This is a genomic window from Sinorhizobium terangae, assembly GCF_009601505.1.
GTDB lineage: Bacteria > Pseudomonadota > Alphaproteobacteria > Rhizobiales > Rhizobiaceae > Sinorhizobium > Sinorhizobium terangae.
Map to the genome: position 1 here is coordinate 23,492 of NZ_WITC01000095.1, position 17,189 is coordinate 40,680.

At 60.4% G+C, this 17,189-nt stretch carries 18 protein-coding genes; 13 read left to right on the forward strand and 5 right to left on the reverse strand.

Annotation, left to right across the window (positions count from 1 at the left end; genetic code table 11):
- Positions 1–9 precede the first annotated feature (9 nt).
- The 3 genes from GHK62_RS22305 to GHK62_RS22315 all read left to right on the forward strand — a co-directional run bounded on the left by GHK62_RS22305 (position 10) and on the right by GHK62_RS22315 (position 2,535).
- Complete coding sequence (locus tag GHK62_RS22305) at positions 10–771, forward strand: SDR family oxidoreductase (protein WP_153441262.1); 762 nt, start codon at positions 10–12, stop codon at positions 769–771.
- A 23-nt stretch (positions 772–794) separates the two neighbouring features.
- On the forward strand, positions 795–1,661 hold the full coding sequence (locus tag GHK62_RS22310; protein ID WP_153441263.1) for an NAD(P)-dependent oxidoreductase: 867 nt from the start codon (positions 795–797) through the stop codon (positions 1,659–1,661).
- Positions 1,662–1,896: 235 nt separating this feature from the next.
- Positions 1,897–2,535: a glutathione S-transferase family protein gene (locus GHK62_RS22315; RefSeq protein WP_153441264.1), complete on the forward strand. Its 639-nt coding sequence runs from the start codon at positions 1,897–1,899 to the stop codon at positions 2,533–2,535.
- 168 nt (positions 2,536–2,703) lie between these two features.
- Here GHK62_RS22315 and GHK62_RS22320 read toward each other — a convergent pair whose 3' ends face one another.
- Positions 2,704–3,906 (reverse strand): pyridoxal phosphate-dependent aminotransferase, encoded by a 1,203-nt coding sequence (locus tag GHK62_RS22320; protein WP_153441265.1) that lies wholly within the window; start codon positions 3,904–3,906, stop codon positions 2,704–2,706.
- Positions 3,907–4,366: 460 nt separating this feature from the next.
- Here GHK62_RS22320 and GHK62_RS22325 point away from each other — a divergent pair, with 460 nt between their 5' ends.
- From GHK62_RS22325 to GHK62_RS22335, 3 genes are all read left to right on the forward strand, one after another.
- Positions 4,367–6,703 carry a marine proteobacterial sortase target protein gene (locus GHK62_RS22325; protein WP_153441266.1) on the forward strand — a complete coding sequence of 779 codons (2,337 nt, stop codon included), beginning with the start codon at positions 4,367–4,369 and terminating at the stop codon, positions 6,701–6,703.
- Positions 6,696–7,364: a class GN sortase gene (locus GHK62_RS22330; RefSeq protein ID WP_153441267.1), complete on the forward strand. Its 669-nt coding sequence runs from the start codon at positions 6,696–6,698 to the stop codon at positions 7,362–7,364. The genes GHK62_RS22325 and GHK62_RS22330 overlap by 8 nt, the downstream gene beginning before the upstream one ends.
- 83 nt (positions 7,365–7,447) lie before the next feature.
- On the forward strand, positions 7,448–8,638 hold the full coding sequence (locus tag GHK62_RS22335) for a PQQ-dependent sugar dehydrogenase (RefSeq protein WP_153441268.1): 1,191 nt from the start codon (positions 7,448–7,450) through the stop codon (positions 8,636–8,638).
- A 54-nt stretch (positions 8,639–8,692) separates the two neighbouring features.
- Here GHK62_RS22335 and GHK62_RS22340 read toward each other — a convergent pair whose 3' ends face one another.
- Positions 8,693–9,130: a hypothetical protein gene (locus GHK62_RS22340; RefSeq protein WP_153441269.1), complete on the reverse strand. Its 438-nt coding sequence runs from the start codon at positions 9,128–9,130 to the stop codon at positions 8,693–8,695.
- A gap of 185 nt (positions 9,131–9,315) precedes the next feature.
- On the opposite strand from GHK62_RS22340, the gene GHK62_RS22345 reads away from it, so the two are divergent.
- From GHK62_RS22345 to GHK62_RS22355, 3 genes are all read left to right on the forward strand, one after another.
- Positions 9,316–10,215 carry a DMT family transporter gene (locus tag GHK62_RS22345; protein WP_184108536.1) on the forward strand — a complete coding sequence of 300 codons (900 nt, stop codon included), beginning with the start codon at positions 9,316–9,318 and terminating at the stop codon, positions 10,213–10,215.
- A gap of 777 nt (positions 10,216–10,992) precedes the next feature.
- The gene (locus GHK62_RS22350) at positions 10,993–11,208 is read left to right on the forward strand and encodes a cold-shock protein (protein WP_128442587.1); all 216 of its coding nucleotides are present in this window, start codon (positions 10,993–10,995) and stop codon (positions 11,206–11,208) included.
- Between the two features lie 149 nt (positions 11,209–11,357).
- Entirely contained in the window at positions 11,358–11,786 is a 429-nt protein-coding gene (locus GHK62_RS22355; RefSeq protein ID WP_153441271.1) for a BA14K family protein, read from the forward strand.
- A 269-nt stretch (positions 11,787–12,055) separates the two neighbouring features.
- Here the strand turns inward: GHK62_RS22355 and GHK62_RS22360 are convergent, their stop codons facing one another.
- Both GHK62_RS22360 and GHK62_RS33690 read right to left on the reverse strand, forming a co-directional pair.
- Positions 12,056–12,697, reverse strand: a complete 642-nt coding sequence (locus GHK62_RS22360; protein ID WP_153441272.1) for an MBL fold metallo-hydrolase — start codon at positions 12,695–12,697, stop codon at positions 12,056–12,058.
- A gap of 123 nt (positions 12,698–12,820) precedes the next feature.
- The gene (locus GHK62_RS33690; RefSeq protein WP_167528333.1) at positions 12,821–12,982 is read right to left on the reverse strand and encodes a hypothetical protein; all 162 of its coding nucleotides are present in this window, start codon (positions 12,980–12,982) and stop codon (positions 12,821–12,823) included.
- A gap of 214 nt (positions 12,983–13,196) precedes the next feature.
- On the opposite strand from GHK62_RS33690, the gene GHK62_RS22365 reads away from it, so the two are divergent.
- Together GHK62_RS22365 and GHK62_RS22370 are read left to right on the forward strand one after the other, a co-directional pair.
- Entirely contained in the window at positions 13,197–13,826 is a 630-nt protein-coding gene (locus GHK62_RS22365) for a DUF1236 domain-containing protein (RefSeq protein ID WP_153441273.1), read from the forward strand.
- 401 nt (positions 13,827–14,227) lie between these two features.
- Positions 14,228–14,494, forward strand: coding sequence for a hypothetical protein (locus GHK62_RS22370; protein ID WP_153441274.1), 267 nt, complete (start codon positions 14,228–14,230; stop codon positions 14,492–14,494).
- Between the two features lie 207 nt (positions 14,495–14,701).
- Here GHK62_RS22370 and GHK62_RS22375 read toward each other — a convergent pair whose 3' ends face one another.
- Positions 14,702–15,592, reverse strand: a complete 891-nt coding sequence (locus tag GHK62_RS22375; RefSeq protein WP_153441275.1) for a branched-chain amino acid aminotransferase — start codon at positions 15,590–15,592, stop codon at positions 14,702–14,704.
- A 269-nt stretch (positions 15,593–15,861) separates the two neighbouring features.
- On the opposite strand from GHK62_RS22375, the gene GHK62_RS22380 reads away from it, so the two are divergent.
- On the forward strand, positions 15,862–16,344 hold the full coding sequence (locus GHK62_RS22380; RefSeq protein WP_184108535.1) for a MarR family winged helix-turn-helix transcriptional regulator: 483 nt from the start codon (positions 15,862–15,864) through the stop codon (positions 16,342–16,344).
- Between the two features lie 139 nt (positions 16,345–16,483).
- Positions 16,484–17,185 carry a response regulator gene (locus GHK62_RS22385; RefSeq protein ID WP_153441276.1) on the forward strand — a complete coding sequence of 234 codons (702 nt, stop codon included), beginning with the start codon at positions 16,484–16,486 and terminating at the stop codon, positions 17,183–17,185.
- The last annotated feature ends 4 nt before the right edge of the window (positions 17,186–17,189 follow it).

The window sequence follows — 17,189 nt, forward strand, 5'->3', positions numbered from 1 at the left end:
GAAGACATCATGACTATCTACGAAGGTAAGAAAGCCGTTGTGATCGGCGGCACCCATGGCATGGGGCTGGCGACCGTCGCACGCTTGGTCGATGGCGGCGCGGAAGTGCTCCTGACCGGAAACAACGAGGACAACCTCGCAAAAGTGAGGGAGCAGTTCGGCACGCGTGCCCACGCGCTGCGCTCCGACATCGCCGATCTCAACGACATTGCAGCGCTCGGCGCCGCCACCGGTCAGAAGATGGGCGCGATCGATCTTCTCCACATTAACGCCGGCATTTCGGAACTTGAGCCTTTCGATCAGGTGACGGAGGCATCCTTTGACCGCCAGTTCGCGGTCAACACCAAGGGCGCGTTCTTCACCGCGCAGCGGTTGGCCCCACTGATCCGCAAGGACGGTTCCATCGTCTTCACTTCCTCCGTTGCGGATGAAGGCGGTTATCCGGGCATGAGCGTCTACAGCGCCACCAAGGCGGCACTCGTCTCGTTCGCCTCCGTGCTTGCGACCGAGCTCCTGCCGCGCGGCATCCGCGTCAATACTGTCTCTCCTGGTTTCATCGACACGCCGACCAAGGGCATTGCCGGCATCACCGATGCTGAGCGCGCCAATTTCAAGGCGCTGGGCGATGCGGTTACTCCGATGAAGCGCAACGGTACGGCCGACGAGGTGGCGCGCGCCGTGCTGTTCCTTGGCTTCGAGGCAACCTTCACGACCGGCGCAAAGTTCGCCGTCGATGGCGGTCTCGGCCAGAAGCTTTCGACCGCCTTCTGACACGAACCAGGAAAGGAAGAAGGATGAGCAGGATTTCTGTTCTTGGCCTCGGTGCCATGGGTACAGCACTCGCTGCGACCCTCGTCCGGAAAGGCCATTCCGTAACTGTCTGGAACCGCACGCAGTCGCGCGCCAAGCCGCTTGTGAGCGCTGGAGCAATGATTGCTGCGACTCCCGCGGAAGCCGTCGCGGCAAGCGAACTCACGATCCTCTGCGTCGTCGACTATGCCGCCGCCGGCGCGGTGCTGGCTGAGGCGCAGGATGCACTCCGCGGCCGCGATCTCGTCAACCTGACGAACGGCACGCCGCGCGAGGCGAAAGATCTCGCCGACTGGGCCGAGACGAAGGGGGCGGCCTATCTCGACGGAGGCATCATGGCCATTCCGCCGATGATCGGCGACCGTGGCGCCTTGATCCTTTATAGCGGCTCGAACGCGCTCTTCGAACGACACAAGCCGTCGCTCGATGCGCTTGCCGAAAGCCGTCATCTTGGCGAGGATCCAAGCCTCGCAGCGCTTTATGACCTCGCGCTGCTTTCCGGCATGTATGGCCTCTTCTCGGGTTTTCTGCATGCCGGCGCGCTAGTGGCAAGCAGTGGCGGCAAGGTCACCGATTTCCTGCCGCTTCTCCTTCCGTGGATCACGGCGATGAGCGGCACACTCCCGGACCTTGCCAACAAGGTCGACAGCGGCCTGCACGATCGCTCCGTGGTTTCGAATCTCGCCATGCAGAGGGTAGCACTCGAGAACATCGCCAGGGCGAGCAGGGAGCAAGGTATCGCGCCGGACTTCATCGAACCGATGCTTCGGCTCGCCACCCGCCGGATTGCGGAAGGTCATGGCAGCGACGACATCTCGGGCGTGATCGAGACAATCCGGAGACAAACGTGAATCGGATCTCAGAACCGCCGCCCGAATCCGGACTGGCAAGTCGTTGAATCGCCTGTGGGCGACAGCAGGCCTGAGCGCAGGCCTGCACGCGTTCCTGCAGCGCCGCGCGTTTTATCAGGCGTGCAAAGGGCACTGCGGTAGCGATAGAATGCACCGGTACAATGCTGCGGAAAATCCGATGCGAAGTGACCGCGTTGGTCGGGGCTTCCGCGAAATACTCTATCGGGAGCAGACAATGGCAAAGCCTCTCGTCTTTGGAGCGGATTACAGCGTTTACGTCAGAACTGTTCGGTTGACGCTGGAAGAAAAAGGCATCGGTTACGACCTCGTGCCGATCGACGTCTTCGCTGAAGGCGGCCCGCCTTCCGACTATCTTCAACGACACCCGTTCGGCCGCATTCCGGCCTTCGAACACGACGGCTTTCAGTTGTATGAGACGGGCGCGATAACGCGCTATATCGATGAGACCTTTGAAGGGCCCGCCCTTCAGCCTTCCGACCTGCAACGGCGCGCCCGCGTCAATCAGGTCATCAGTATCATGGACAGCTATGCCTACCGGATTTTGGTTTGGGGCATTTACGTCGAGCGGGTATCGAAGCCTTCCAAAGTCGGCTTTGCCGATGAAGCACGCATTGCCGAAAATCTCCCCAAGGCGGCAACGTGCCTCAAAGCGGTGAGCGATCTCATGAAGGATGCGCTTTGGCTCACCGGCGACAGCTTGACGTTAGCCGATCTGCATGCCGCTTCGATGTTCGGCTATTTCCTGATGGCTCCGGAAGGACGCACCCTGATCAAGGATTATCCTAACCTCGTATCGTGGTGGACACGAATGGCGGACAGACCGAGCATGCGGGCGACAAGACCCACGACGTGACCGCACGCGTTGTCGCCAAAGCTGCCCCCGCGCTGAAATTGATCCCGATTTCAGTGAGATAGAACCGTCGCCTGAATCGGATTGGCAAGGCGTTGAATCGCCCTTTGAGCGGCAGCAAAAAGCCCGCCGACGCACCGGCGGGCTCCTCGTTTGCGGTAAAGGCCGTTCTTACCTGCAGGCGGCGCAGAAGCGCTGGATGCGATGGCAAGCCTCTTCGAGCAGCGCCTCCGACGTCGCATAGGAGATGCGGAAGTTCGGACCGAGACCGAAGGCCGAACCGTGAACGACCGCGACGCCTTCTGCTTCCAGAAGCTCCGAGACGAAATCCTCGTCCGTCTCGATGACCTTGCCGGACGGCGCAGTCTTGCCGATGAGGCCGGCGCAGGACGGATAGACGTAGAAGGCGCCTTCCGGCGTCGGGCAGGAGATGCCCTTGGCCTGGTTCAGCATCGAGACGACGAGATCGCGGCGGCCCTGGAAGATTTCCTTGTTGCGCGGGATGAAATCCTGCGGCCCGTTGAGCGCCTCGACGGCCGCCCACTGCGCGATGGAGGTGGCGCCCGAGGTCTGCTGACCCTGGATCATGTCCATCGCCTTGATGAGTTGCAGCGGGCCTGCGGCATAGCCGATACGCCAGCCGGTCATGGCATAGGCCTTGGAGACGCCGTTCATCGTCAGCGTGCGGTCGTAAAGGCCGGGCTCGACCTCGACCGGCGTGGCAAACTTGAAGTCGCCATAGGTCAGGTGCTCGTACATATCGTCGGTCAGCACCCAGACGTGGCTGTGCTTCATCAGCACGTCCGTCAGCGCCTTCAGTTCGTCATGCGAATAGGCAGCGCCGGAGGGGTTGGACGGCGAGTTGAAGACAAACCACTTGGTCTTCGGCGTGATAGCCTTTTCGAGATCCTCGGGCTTCAGCTTGAAATTGTTTTCCTGCTTGGTCGCGACGAAGACCGGCGTGCCGCCGCACAGCGCCACCATCTCCGGATAGGAGACCCAGTAAGGTGCCGGGATCACAACTTCATCGCCGGCATTCAGCGTCGCCATGAAGGCATTGAAAAGAATCTGCTTTCCGCCGGTGCCGACGATCGTCTGCGCCGCCGTGTAGTCGAGATTGTTCTCGCGCTTGAACTTCTTCGCGATCGCCTCGCGCAGTTCCGGAATGCCGGAAACCGGCGTGTATTTCGTCTCACCGCGATTGATCGCATCGATCGCGGCCTTTTTGATGTTGTCCGGCGTGTCGAAGTCCGGCTCCCCTGCACCGAGGCCGATGACATCACGGCCTTTCGCTTTCAGCTCACGGGCTTTCTGCGAAACGGCGATGGTGGCGGAAGGCTTTACGCGGGAAAGGGCATCGGCAAGGAAGGCCATGGTGTGAGGTCCTGATCGTTTCGAAACGGCGTGAAGCGCTACGGAACGGAAAGTCAGGCTCCATAGCGGTTAGGTCTATGTCGAAAGAAGCCCGGTCTTGCAAGCGCTTGAGCGGCAAAAACGGCGGCAAAGCCGCGCAAAATGCGTCACCATGACAAAGTTTCATGAATGCCATCGAAGCGATCGATCGGTGATACCCTCGCCCTCAGGCGTGCACGGTCCTGACAAAGCCAATCCATCTCGCGCCTAGCTGGGGTCGCGGCGGCAGGGAATCGACACCAGAAACGAACGTCCGCGCTTCAAATTTTCTTCAAAAAAATCAGCGTGTTTTGCCGCTTTCTGCAATGCCTTAATTTGGTCACAACAACTGTCGCGGAGCGCCGCAATTTAGTCCCGCAAGAGCCGATTTCCGGGCCTCTTCTACCATGACGTGAATGCATTCGCATCGTGGGGGTATGCAATGTTTTTCGACGACGAAATCGCCACTGCGCGCACCCGGCACAACGAGGCGCGCTGGGGCTTTTATCTGGCGCTCGCGGCACTTGCGGCCTGCATCGTGATGATCCTCGGCCTGTTGGCGCAGGCTTCAGCTCAAGCGGCCGAACCCAGGCCGCAGCGGCTGGCCGGCTATGTCCGCCCCAATGACATGGGGACCGGCACACTGCTCTTTCCTTCCAGGGAACCTGGCTATTTCGTCGAGGCGCCACGGCTGGCAACCGACGTCGAGATAAACGTCAACGGTCCCATCATGCGGACCCGTGTCACCCAGCGCTTCGAAAACCCGAGCAAGGGCTGGGTCGAGGGCACCTACGTCTTTCCGCTCCCCGAGGACTCCGCCGTCGATACGCTGAAGATGCAGATCGGCGATCGCTTCATCGAGGGAAAGATCAAGCGGCGGGCCGAGGCCAAGGAAATCTACGAACAGGCCAAGGCCGAGGGCAAAAAGGCCGCGCTTCTCGAGCAGCAGCGACCAAACATCTTCACCAACCAGGTCGCCAATATCGGTCCAGGCGAAACCATCGTCGTGCAGATCGAGTATCAGAGCGGCGTTCGCCAGTCGAACGGGGTCTTTTCCTTCCGCTTCCCGATGGTCGTCGCGCCCCGTTACAATCCGCAGCCGATCGTCAACACGGTCGATATCGACGGCCGCAGCGGCTATGCCGTGAGCGAGCCGGTTCCGGATCGGGAGAAGATCGAGGCGCCGGTGCTCGATCCGAAAGAAAACGCCAAGGTCAACCCGGTAACGCTCACGGTCAACCTCAAGGCCGGTTTCCCGATCGCAAGCGTTAGCTCGCCCTATCACGAGGTCGAAATCGCATCACTCGACGAACTCAGCCGCCGGATCACGCTCAAAAACGGCAGCGTTCCGGCCGACAAGGATTTCGAACTGAGCTGGAAGGCGATCGAAGGCAAGAGCCCCTATGCCGGTCTCTTCCGCGAGACGGTGGGCGGCAAGACCTATCTGCTTGCCTTCGTGACGCCGCCATCTGCCGTCGAGGCCGGCAAGGCAGTCAAGCGCGAGGTCGTTTTCGTCATCGACAATTCCGGCTCGATGGCCGGCCCATCGATGGAACAGGCCAAGGAGAGCCTTGCGCTGGCGATTTCACGACTGAACAACGATGACCGCTTCAACGTCATCCGCTTCGACGACACGATGACCGTGCACTTTCCCGAACTCGTTGCCGCCACGCCCGACAAGCGCGAGGATGCCATCGCGTTCGTGCGCGCGCTCACCGCTGAGGGTGGCACGGAAATGTTGCCGGCGCTGGAGGCGGCCCTTCGCACCCAGGGACCGGTGCAACCCGGCGCCTTGCGCCAGGTGATTTTCCTTACCGACGGCGCTATCGGCAACGAGAGCCAGCTTTTCGACGAGATCCGCAACAGTCGCGGCGATGCCCGTGTCTTTACCGTCGGTATCGGTTCCGCTCCCAACAGCCATTTCATGACCAAGGCCGCCGAGTATGGCCGTGGCACCTTCACCCTGATCGGCTCGGAGAGCGAGGTCGCCTCCCGCATGGTTGAGCTTTTCGAGAAACTCGAAAACCCGGTCATGACCGAAATTTCAGCTGCGTTTGACGGTATTGCCGCAGCGGACATCACCCCCGACCCTATGCCCGACCTCTACCGCGGCGAACCGGTGGTGCTGACGGCGGAGCTTGCCGGCGCAGCGCCGGAAGGCAAGCTCAGGATCGTCGGCAAGGCGGGAGACCAACCCTGGCGGGTCGAGATGGACATCGCCAAGGCGGCACCTGGCGAGGGCATCGCCAAGCTCTGGGCGCGCCGCAAGATCGATGATCTCGAGGCGAGCGCCGCGGCAATCGCGGATCCGGCTGAACTCGATCGGCAGATCGAGACCGTCGCGCTGGCTCATCATCTCGTGTCACGCGTCACCAGCCTTGTCGCGGTCGACGTCACCCCTTCCCGCCCGGCCGGAGAGCCGCTCGCCGGCGCCAAGGTTCCGTTGAACCTTCCGGAAGGATGGGATTTCGGCAAGGTCTTTGGCGAGAACCCGGCCGACCCGGGCAAGATCGATGAGCGTGAGGCAGCGGGCGACCGGAGCGAACGCGCCATGCTGGTTGCCGACCGCATGGCCGCAGCACCGACGGCGCGCGCCGCAACCCTGATCGCCGAGGCGAACAACCAGGTGAACCTGCCGCAGACGGCAACCGAGGCCGACAGGCAGATACTGATCGGTCTGATGCTGCTTGCGATCGCGCTCCTGGCCGGCACCACCTTCGCTTTCTGGCGGGAGCAGATCGCCGCGTTCATTGTCGAAAGGGTTCACCGCCATGGCTGACGACGATGATTTCTCCGGGCAGCGTGCCGGCTTTCTTGCCAGACTGTCGGCGATCGAAACGATCGTCGTGGCGATCATCGCCCTCGTTGCGCTTGCCGGCCTGCTGCTGATCGGCAAGGGCTTCTACATGAAGGCCAAGGCCGAGGTTTCGCAGGTCCTGTTGCGAAAGAGTTTCGAAGAACAGCTTCGCGGCAACGCCGACGGCAGGCCCTGGCCTTGGGCGGATTTCGAGACCGAGGCGGAAATCTCCGCACCCCGCATCAATCGCTCGGCAATCGTCCTTGCCGGAGCAAGCGGCGAGGCTCTTGCCTTTGGCCCCGCCTGGCTCGCCAACACGCCACTACCAGGCGATGAAGGAACATCCGTGATCGCCGCCCATCGCGACACGCATTTCCGCTGGCTGAAGGACGTGAGCCCCGGTGACCTCCTGGTGCTGACGCGCAAGGATGGCCGCCGCTTCATTTTCCGCGCCGGCGAAGGCCGTGTCGCCCGCTGGGACGAAAGCGGCATCAACGCGTCTGCCAGCGGACACCACCTTGCGCTCGCCACGTGCTGGCCCTTCGATGCCGTCGAACAGGGGCCGATGCGCTATATCGTCAATGCTGAACTCGTCGGCGAGCAGCGCGCCGTTCCGCTCACCACGGGCTCGATCTCCCGATAAAGCCGTTTTGATCCGATTTGACTTGAAAGACAGGCGCCTGCGCCCCAGCTTACCTCAACCGAAGGCACAATCCGGAGAATGGCATGCGGCGCTCGCTCTTGAGGGCAGGTTTGACGAACCTCCCGGCCCTGTTGACGCGGCCTGCGGCCCTTTGTCTTTCCGGCTTTCTCTGCCTCCTTGCCCCGCCGGTCGCGACCGCACAAGGGGCGCAGGAATTTTCCACCCAGACCGGCACAGTTCTCGTCGAAACGCTCGCAACCGGGCTCCGCCACCCCTGGGCTATCGAGGTGATGCCGGACGGCGGCCTCGTCGTCACCGAGCGCCCGGGACGGCTGCGCATCCTGCGCGACGGCGAGCTATCCGCCCCGATCGATGGCGTGCCCGATGTGGCCGCTCGCGGCCAGGGCGGATTGCTCGATGTGGCCCTCGATCCGCAATTCGCCACCAACCGCGTGCTTTACCTGACCTACTCCGCCAGTGACGGCGACGGCTATGGCACGGTGCTTGTGCGAGCGGCTCTCTCCGACGACCAACGGCGCTTGAGTGACATCAAGGAACTGTTCCGGATGAGCAAGTTCACCGGCGGGGGCCAGCATTTCGGCTCGCGCATCGCCATCGACAAGGACGGCAGCCTGTTCTTCGGCATTGGTGATCGCGGTCAAGGTGACCGGGCGCAGGACCCGCGCGACCACGCCGGCGCCATTCTGCACATCAACCCCGACGGCAGCATTCCGGCTTCCAACCCCTATCGCGGCGGCACCGAAGGTCTCGCCGAGATCTGGTCGAAAGGACACCGCAATCCGCAAGGCATCACCTTCGACCGGGGTGACGGCAAGCTCTTGACCGTCGAGCATGGTGCGCGCGGCGGTGATGAAGTGAACAACCCGCAGCCGGGCAAGAACTACGGCTGGCCGGTGATCACCTACGGCAAAGACTACTCCGGCGCAGAAATCGGCGAAGGCACGGCCAAGGAGGGCCTTGAACAGCCTCTCTACTATTGGGATCCGTCGATCGCCCCGGGGGCGCTCGCTGTTTACCGCGGCAGCATGTTCCCGGAATGGGACGGCGACCTCTTGGTCGCGGCGCTGAAATACCAATTGCTCGTCCGCCTGGAGAGAGACGAAAACGGCGCGATCACCTCCGAGGAACGACTGTTCGACGGCGAATTCGGCCGCATCCGGGATGTGATCGTGGCGCCGGACGGCGCGCTGCTGATGGTGACCGACGAAGACAATGGCGCCGTTCTCCGAGTCTCCAAGGCTCCGACCCAGTAACGGCGTTCAGTGCACATCCAGAAAAAGTGACGGCTTTCCATCCGGAATTGGGTTTCAGCCCGTTCGAAGCGATGCCCGCACCTCCTTGCGAAACATGAATTTTAGCCCCGACCAGACCGGGTCGATGGCGCAGACCTTCACATCCACGAGATCGAGCGGCAGAAATATCTCGCGCAAATCATTCTCGGTCAGGTCCGTCGCAACGCCCGAGGACCGGTTCGGCCACGAGACCCAGAACATTCCGTCCGCCCTAAGCCACGCCGGGAGCGCATCGGCCCGACTTTCGAGCGCGGTCCGGTCGGTTTCGAAGACATGGATGTAGTCATAGCGGCGTGAGACGGTCCGGCCGATCGAAGTGTCGGCAAGTGCGAAACCGGGAAAGGCAGCAATTTCAGGAAGGGTGGACGGAACGGCAAGAATGAGCGCGGTCTGCCCGTCGCGCAGGCCGAGCTTTTTTATCAGTGGTGTTCCGGAATAGCCTGCGTCGCTCATCGGATCACGTCAGGTCCCTACGGCGGGAGTCGCCATCGTCACATCACCGGTTTTTCCCCATCGAGGAGGCGAAGGATGAGGCTTGCCCCGCAAAAACGCAACTGATAGAGCGGCTTTGCAATCACCGGAGCGGCATGGCTTTGGATTGCCTCGATCCAGAACCGTCACGATCCGGGAGCACAGCCGTGACTCGCCTCCAGGCCAATCTATTCCTGCTGTTTTCCGGTGCGATCTGGGGGGCCGGTTTTGTCGCTCAATCGACTGCGATGGAGGCAATCGGTCCGCTCTGGTTCATCGGCCTGCGTTTCGCGATCGCGACGATCGTCGCGCTGCCGCTGGCGGTTGTCGAAGGAAAAATTGCCAAGAAGCCGCTTCCGCAAAAATCGATCCGCAACTTCATTGTCATCGGCCTGGCGCTCTTCGGCGGCGCGGTGACGCAGCAGTTCGGGCTTCTGACGACGAGCGTGACCAATTCCGGCTTTCTGACGGGGCTCTACGTCGTCTTCGTACCGATATTGACCGTCGTGTTCCTGCGCCGCAGGCCGCATTGGGTCATCTGGCCGGGCGCCCTGCTTGCGACCTTCGGCATCTTCCTTCTGAGCGGTGGGGCACTTTCGAGCCTGACCGGCGGAGATCTCCTGACGATCGTCTGTGCGCTCTTCTGGGCAATCCAGATGCTGCTCGTCGGCATCTTCGCCTCCGATACCGGTCGCCCGATGCTGCTATCGATGGTGCAATTCGCCGTCTGCGCCGTGCTTGGTTGCGTACTCGCAGCCTTCACCGAACCGCTAAGCCTCGAGGTGATCGAGAACGCCCTGCCCCAGATCCTTTACGCCGGCGTGTTTTCAAGCGGCGTCGCCTTCATCTGCCAGGTTGTCGGCCAGCGCTACACGACGGCACCGCAGGCGGCGATCTTCCTGTCAAGCGAGGCTCTTTTCGCCGCTCTTTTCGGGGGGCTGCTGCTTGGCGAAGTCATCACGCCAATCGGTTACCTTGGCTGCGCCGTCATTTTCGTGGCGATGCTGGCGGTGGAACTCATTCCTGAACTGGCGAAACGGCGCCAGGAGGCAGAAGCAGCCGCTTGATGCGACTCAACCTACAGCGCCCGGCGTCCGATCAGACGGCTCGCTGTAGACTTTGAAATCCTGCATGATTTTGTCCTTAAACCGATTCCGATTTTAGGAATCATGCCTTAGGCAAGAATTCTCTGTACAGCGGGCAAGCTGAACTTACGGTATTACTTATTACTGTCCAGTAGCGCCAATTTTGCTTCGGAATGAGACAAGCCAAGCACCACCGCGGGCGAAGTTTGCTGTATTCCTTGCAGATTTTCTGCAAAGATTTGCGACAGAGCTTTGCCGCTTCCGGAACATGAGACATATCAGGCGCTTGCGATTTTCGAACGAAACCGCGCGAAGCCGCGGCATGATCGAGAGCGACAAAATATGACGCAAATCGTCCAGTCCAGCCGCACGCGTGTTCAAAAAGCTGTGATTTCAACAGCTTGCGATGCGTTCATAATATCCCGCGCCGCGACGGCAACTGATCGATTTTTGAGCAATGGCAAGCTGCAATACCTCGTCAGAAAAGTTTTGCTTGCCAATTCAAAATAAACCCATCACTCTTACTGTGTTCGGGCAATCTGCGAACACGGGAAGATCTTGAATTATAAGCGGGCCGGAGACGCAAGCCACTCCGGGCGGCCAGATCGGGGGGGAGGCTTGTTTTCCCTTCTTATGGCTGGTCGCGATAACAGGACCCTTTCCTCAAATTTCGAGAACTGCCTGCCCCCACGCCCATTTTGGGCAAAACTGCAATGCTGCCCGCGCCGTCAAGCGGGTGGAGAGAAAAGGACCTGACGCATGGCCGAAACTGGCACTGTAAAATTCTTCAACACCGACAAGGGCTTTGGTTTCATCAAGCCTGACAATGGTGGTGCAGACATCTTCGTACATATTTCAGCCGTGCAGGCTTCGGGCCTGAGCGGCCTTACGGAAAATCAGAAGGTAAGCTTCGACACCGAACCGGATCGCCGCGGCAAAGGCCCGAAGGCGGTCAACCTGCAGATCGCCGGCTGATACGGCCTCTGCTGACATTTAAGTTTAAGTTGCAGCCCGGCAAACTTGCCGGGTTTTTTCATTCAGGCTGCGTTCAGTTTGGACGCCATAGAGTCCGTTCATGATGAAAACCGGAACTGATTCCGGCCCCATGCATAGGATTGAAGCCCATGAACAAATTCATCAAAGCCGCTGTTCTCTCCGTTGCCGCAGCTGCGGTGGTCCTCCCGACCTTCGGTACCGCCCAAGCAGGAGATCACGATGATGCATGGGCCGCGGGCGCCGTGGGCCTAGTCACAGGCACGCTCATCGGAGGCGCGATCGCCTCGCAGCCGCGCTACTACAGCGAGCCGGTCTATAGCCAGCGCGTCTATGTCGATCCGGAACCCGAATATTACGAGCCCCGCCCGGTCTACCAGCCGCGTCCGGTTTACCAGGCTCGCCCGGTCTATCGCCGCGTCGCTGTGGAGAGCTACGGCCTCGAACCGTGGACACCGGCCTGGTATCGCTATTGCTCGCAGCGCTACCGCTCGTTCGATCCGGACAGCGGCACCTTCGTCGGTTATGACGGCCGCAGCCATTTCTGCACCGCCGGCTGATAGAAGCGCGGCAGTCTGAACGATGGCACACGCCTTTGTACGAGGCGTGTGCCATTTTGATTCATGCAGCGTTTCAAGGTGCTGTAGCGCCCTTTGCGCGTCTCCAAAGACGCGCGGCGCTGCAGGACGAGCTTAATCCTTCGGCTGGCCGAAGGATTAGTGCATCGGCCCGAAAATCGGACCCGATTTTCGGAAAGCACGATGCGTGGAATCAAAGAGTTACAGCGTCGTTCGTCCTAAAGGACGCACGGCGCTGTAATGCCGCAATGTCAGAGCCCCCTGAGATAGGGATTGCTGCGGCGTTCCTCGCCGATCTGCCCGCCGGGCCCGTGGCCGCAGATGAAACCGACGTGATCGCCAAGCGGCAGGATCTTGTCGCGAATCGAGGCAAGCAACTGCTGATGATTGCCGCCGGGCAAGTCGGTGCGCCCGATCGAACCGTGAAAGAGCACGTCACCCACATGGGCGAAGTTCTGCGCCCTGTTGAAATAGACCACGTGGCCCGGCGCATGGCCCGGACAATGCAGCACCTCGAAGACATGATCGCCGAAGGAGACGGTATCACCGTCTTCGAGCCACCGGTCGGGCAAGACGTTCTGCACCTTCATCGTCAAGCCGAAGCGCTCCGCCTGGCTTTCCAATCGCTCAAGCAGGGGCTGGTCGTCCTTGTGCGGACCGATGATCTCGAGCCCTAGCGCCTCCTTCAATTCCTTGGCGCCGCCGGCATGATCGATATGGCCGTGCGTGAGCCAAATCGCTTTCAGCGCGATGCCGTTCTCCCGAATCGTCTGCAGGATGATGTCGACGTCACCGCCCGGATCGACGACCACGCCCTTCTTGGTTTCACTATCGAACAGGATCGTGCAGTTCTGTTCGAAATGCGTAACCGGGATAATGCCCGCCTGTAACATGCGACCTCGCTTTGCTTATGGGTCCTCGGTTGAAATGTGGGGGGTGACCCCGCGCATACCAACCCGAACTCGTTCCGTTCCGCGGCCACCTATAGCGACAGAAGGGCGGGATGACAGCCCCGTTCACCGCAACGAGGCGATTTCCGGTGCCGGAGCTGGCGAAGGCAACTGCACTGTCGTCAGCAGTAAGGCCGATACCGCCAGCTTCGACACCACGACGACAATCACCAGCGGGCGAAGCCTCTGGGCCGTCGTCCTGCCTTCATAGATGAGTTCGTGCTCCATTTCATTACCCTCGGATTGCAGCAGACCGCCCCTTCCGGGGACGGGAAAATATCGAAGTTTCACGCGGCCTTTCGACACTCGGGACGGCCGGCCACATCGCTTCGATCGCCGGCGCCGGGACAATGTCTCTCATCCTCACATTTCGTGATGTCACGGGGGGAACATCCCGGTTCCGCGAGGCGTTTCGCATCCATCACGCAATAGGAGCAAGACGATGAAGACCCCCTCCACCCATCTGTTTCGAGCGGTTGCGGCAGCGGGTTTGATGCTCGCCGCTGGCGCGTCGACGGGTTATGCCGCGATGAGCGCAACCGCGGTGACGGATCTCAACGTCCGCGCGGGCCCTGGCCCGCAATATCCGACAGTGGGCCTTGCAACGCGCGGCAGCCCCGCGGTCCTCGATGGATGCATTCAGGGCAGCAACTGGTGCCGCATCAGCGTCAACGGAATTCGCGGCTGGGCCTATGCCCGATATCTCGCAACCGATCTCGGCGGGTCCTCCGTTGTGATCGAGCAGCGTCGCACTGACCTCGCAATTCCTTCCGTGACCTATCAGGTACAGCCGGGCGATCCGACGATCGCGACCACCGCGGAACCGCTGGAACTGATCGGCCCGGTCGAAGAGGTTGACGCCATCACGCCACCTCCGGCAGTAAGCACCTATATCACCGAAAATCCCGCCGATACGGTTTATCTCGAAGGCGAGCCCGTTATCGGCGCGGCATTGCCGAGTACAGTCGCCGTCCGCGAGATTCCGGACTACGGCTATGATTATGTCACCATCAACGGACAGCCCGTGCTGGTAGAACCGGCGACACGGCGCATTGTTTACGTCTATCGCTGACATAATCGTGGATACGGCCTGCTCTTCTCTCCCAACATGAAGCAGCGCGCTTGGGTCAGCGCGCTGCAGAGAGGATGATTCGCCGAATCACGCGCACATATGCGCGTCCTGCTAAAGAAAACGCTTGCCGCCCGCACGGAATTACTCGGCTTTCTTCTGCCAAAAGCACCTTCTACTATTCGCCAGATCCTTCCCTGAGCACCGAGCGCCAAGGAAAATAACAATATGGATCAAGGCATTATAGTAATTCCAGCGCCTCTTCCGAAGCACCAGTCATCGCCGCAGCTTCCGCACAACCTCAACGTCGAAATTGACAGTTTCCGCTTTCGGTCTCAACCTCTCCGTGCCGGATCATCGGCGCATCGCGGGCTCTTGGACGGGGGCCGCAGACGGAGGGTTCAATGGAAGCATTAATGCCTATCATTACCCAATTGACCGCGGGGGCAGCGGGTGGCAACGCAGCCAGCGCAATGCTGAAGCAGCAGGCATTCGGGGTTGTGGCGCGAACGATCGTAGGCGCCATCGGCGGTCTCGGCGGCGGGTTCCTGATCCAGATGTTTGGCGGGGAAGCAGCAGCTACCGGTCTTGTCATGCAGGCAATTGGCGGCGTTGTCGGCGGCGGCGTGCTGAGCGGCATCGTCGGACAGTTCCTCGGCAAGACGGCATGACGTCTCCCTCCTGCATGATTCCTCAAATCGGAATCGTTTGAGGATAAGGTCATGCAGCAATTCAACGTGCTACAACGCCGCGCGTCTCGTAAGACGCGCGGCGTTGTAGCGATATCCACACGAACACAAAAGGCGGCCGCAGGTCGCCTTTTACTGAATCCTGTGTCGAACGCCTCCGATTCTGCGGAGGCGGAGGAGCTGTTGTGATTATTCTGCTGCCGCTGCGACTGGATTAACTTCCTTCGTATAGTCATTCATCAGCGTTTCGCTGATCGCGGCGGGCGCGAAGCGATAGGGGCCGATCTCCGATACCGGAGTGACCTCGGCAGCCGAGCCGGTCAGGAAGCATTCCGAAAAGCCGGAAAGCTCTTCCGGCATGATTGCTCGTTCGACCACCTCGTAGCCCCGGCGCTTGGCAAGTTCGATGACCGTCCGACGTGTGATTCCGTCCAGGAAACAGTCCGGAACAGGCGTATGCAGAACGCCGTCCTTTACGAAGAAGACGTTGGCGCCGGTCGCCTCGGCCACCTGGCCACGCCAATCGAGCATCAGAGCGTCCGCATAGCCCTTGGCTTCGGCCGCGTGCTTCGAGATCGTGCAGATCATGTAGAGGCCCGCGGCCTTGGACTTCGACGGAGCGGTCCGCGGATCGGGACGACGATACTCCGCGATATCAAGGCGAATGCCCTTCAACTTCTCTGCCGGATTGAAATAGCTGCCCCATTGCCAGATGGCGATGGAGACGTTGATGCGGCTGTTCTGGGCGGAGACGCCCATCTGCTCGCTGCCGCGCCAGGCGATCGGTCGGACATAGGCCTCGGAAAAACCCTGGCGCTTCAGCAACTCGTTGCTGGCACTGTCGAGTTCCTCCACCGAATAGGGAATCTTGAAGCCCAGAATGGCCGCAGATTGGTGGAGCCGCTGATTGTGTTCCGTAAGCTTGAAGATGCGCCCGCCATAGGCGCGTTCGCCTTCGAAAACCGCGCTCGCGTAGTGCAGCCCATGCGTCAGCACATGTATCTTTGCATCCTTCCAGGGCACGAACTCGCCGTTGAACCAGATTTCACCGTCCAACTGATCAAAGGGAATAGCTGCCATGGTATTATCCTCCGGCGCGTAAGCACCATATCTACTGTTGATTATCTTGCTGTTTCCAGTTTATCGGCAAACAGACTGGGGGAGAATTCAATTTCATGATTTTGGATTTGCGAACGGAAACGCGCGGCCCATCCTCCAACGGCGACATCGGGCCCGATGTTTCGCCCGACGAGCCGATCGCTATCAATGGCGTAAAAATATGTCAACAAAACTGACATATTTTGCGATATATTTCGTGAACTGCAATTTGGTTGAAAGGAAATGACTGCGTGCCCGGCCGACCTAAGGACAACACCGAGTACCTGACCGAAGTTGCCGGTCAGGAGGAGGACACGATAGATTTCGAGATCATCGAGCTGCTCTTCTTTGCCTATCGCGACTTCACCGGTGATCCGGACGCCATACTCGAAAAGAGCGGCTTCGGCCGAGCACATCACCGCGTCGTGCATTTCGTCAATCGCGAGCCCGGGATGACAGTCGCCGACCTTCTCGAGACGTTGAAGATCACCAAGCAGAGCCTTGCTCGCGTTTTGAAGCAGCTTATCGATTCCGGCTATATTCGGCAGGTGACCGGCCCTGAGGACAGACGGCAGCGAATGCTTTACACCACAGAGGAAGGCAAGGCGCTGGCCCGGGCGCTTGCTGAGCCACAGTCCCGCCGCATAGCAAAGGCATTGGCAAAAACGGGTCCCGGCGCGCGTGAAACCGTGAAGCGTTTTCTCGCCAACATGAAGAATGCCGCCGCGGACTGATGTTCATGGGACCTCTGTCTTGAGCTTCATTCGAGTGAGGCGGACAGATCCGTGGAATCGGGGAATTGGGCGGCCGCCGCGCATCTGCTTGAATGCGTGATCCGGCCGGCCGGCTTGCGGAAGATGAGGGTGTCGAGCAATGACAGTAAAAGCGAAAGTCTCCGACGATGCGGCGCATCTTCTGATCGTCGATGACGACCGACGGATTCGAGACCTGCTCAACCGCTACCTGGTCGAGCAGGGTTTCCGGGTGACGACGGCTGGCGATGCCGACGAGGCGCGGCGCAAGCTGATCGGCATTGATTTCGATCTCCTGATCGTCGATGTAATGATGCCCGGTGAGAGCGGCATTCAACTGACGCAGAGCCTGAGGCATATCAAAACGGTGCCGATTATCATGCTGACGGCGCTGGCGGAATCGAATTCGCGCATCGAAGGCCTTGAGGCAGGTGCGGACGACTATCTGCCGAAGCCTTTCGAGCCGCGCGAACTCGTGCTCCGCATCAACAACATCCTGCGCCGCAACCAGCCGACACAGGCGCCCAAGGTCGATCAGGTCATTTTCGGCCCCTACACCTTCTCCGTGGTGCGCAAGGAGCTCCGTCGCGGTGCCGATCATATCCGTCTCACCGACCGCGAACAGGAGATCATGACCCTGTTTTCCCAACGCGCTGGGGAGACCATTCCCCGGCATGAACTGATCGGAGACGATGCCGAGGTCGGCGAACGGACGATCGACGTGCAAATCAACCGGCTAAGGCGCAAGATCGAGGACGACCCGTCCAACCCCATCTGGCTTCAAACGGTGCGCGGCATCGGTTACCGGCTGAGTGTGGACTAAATGC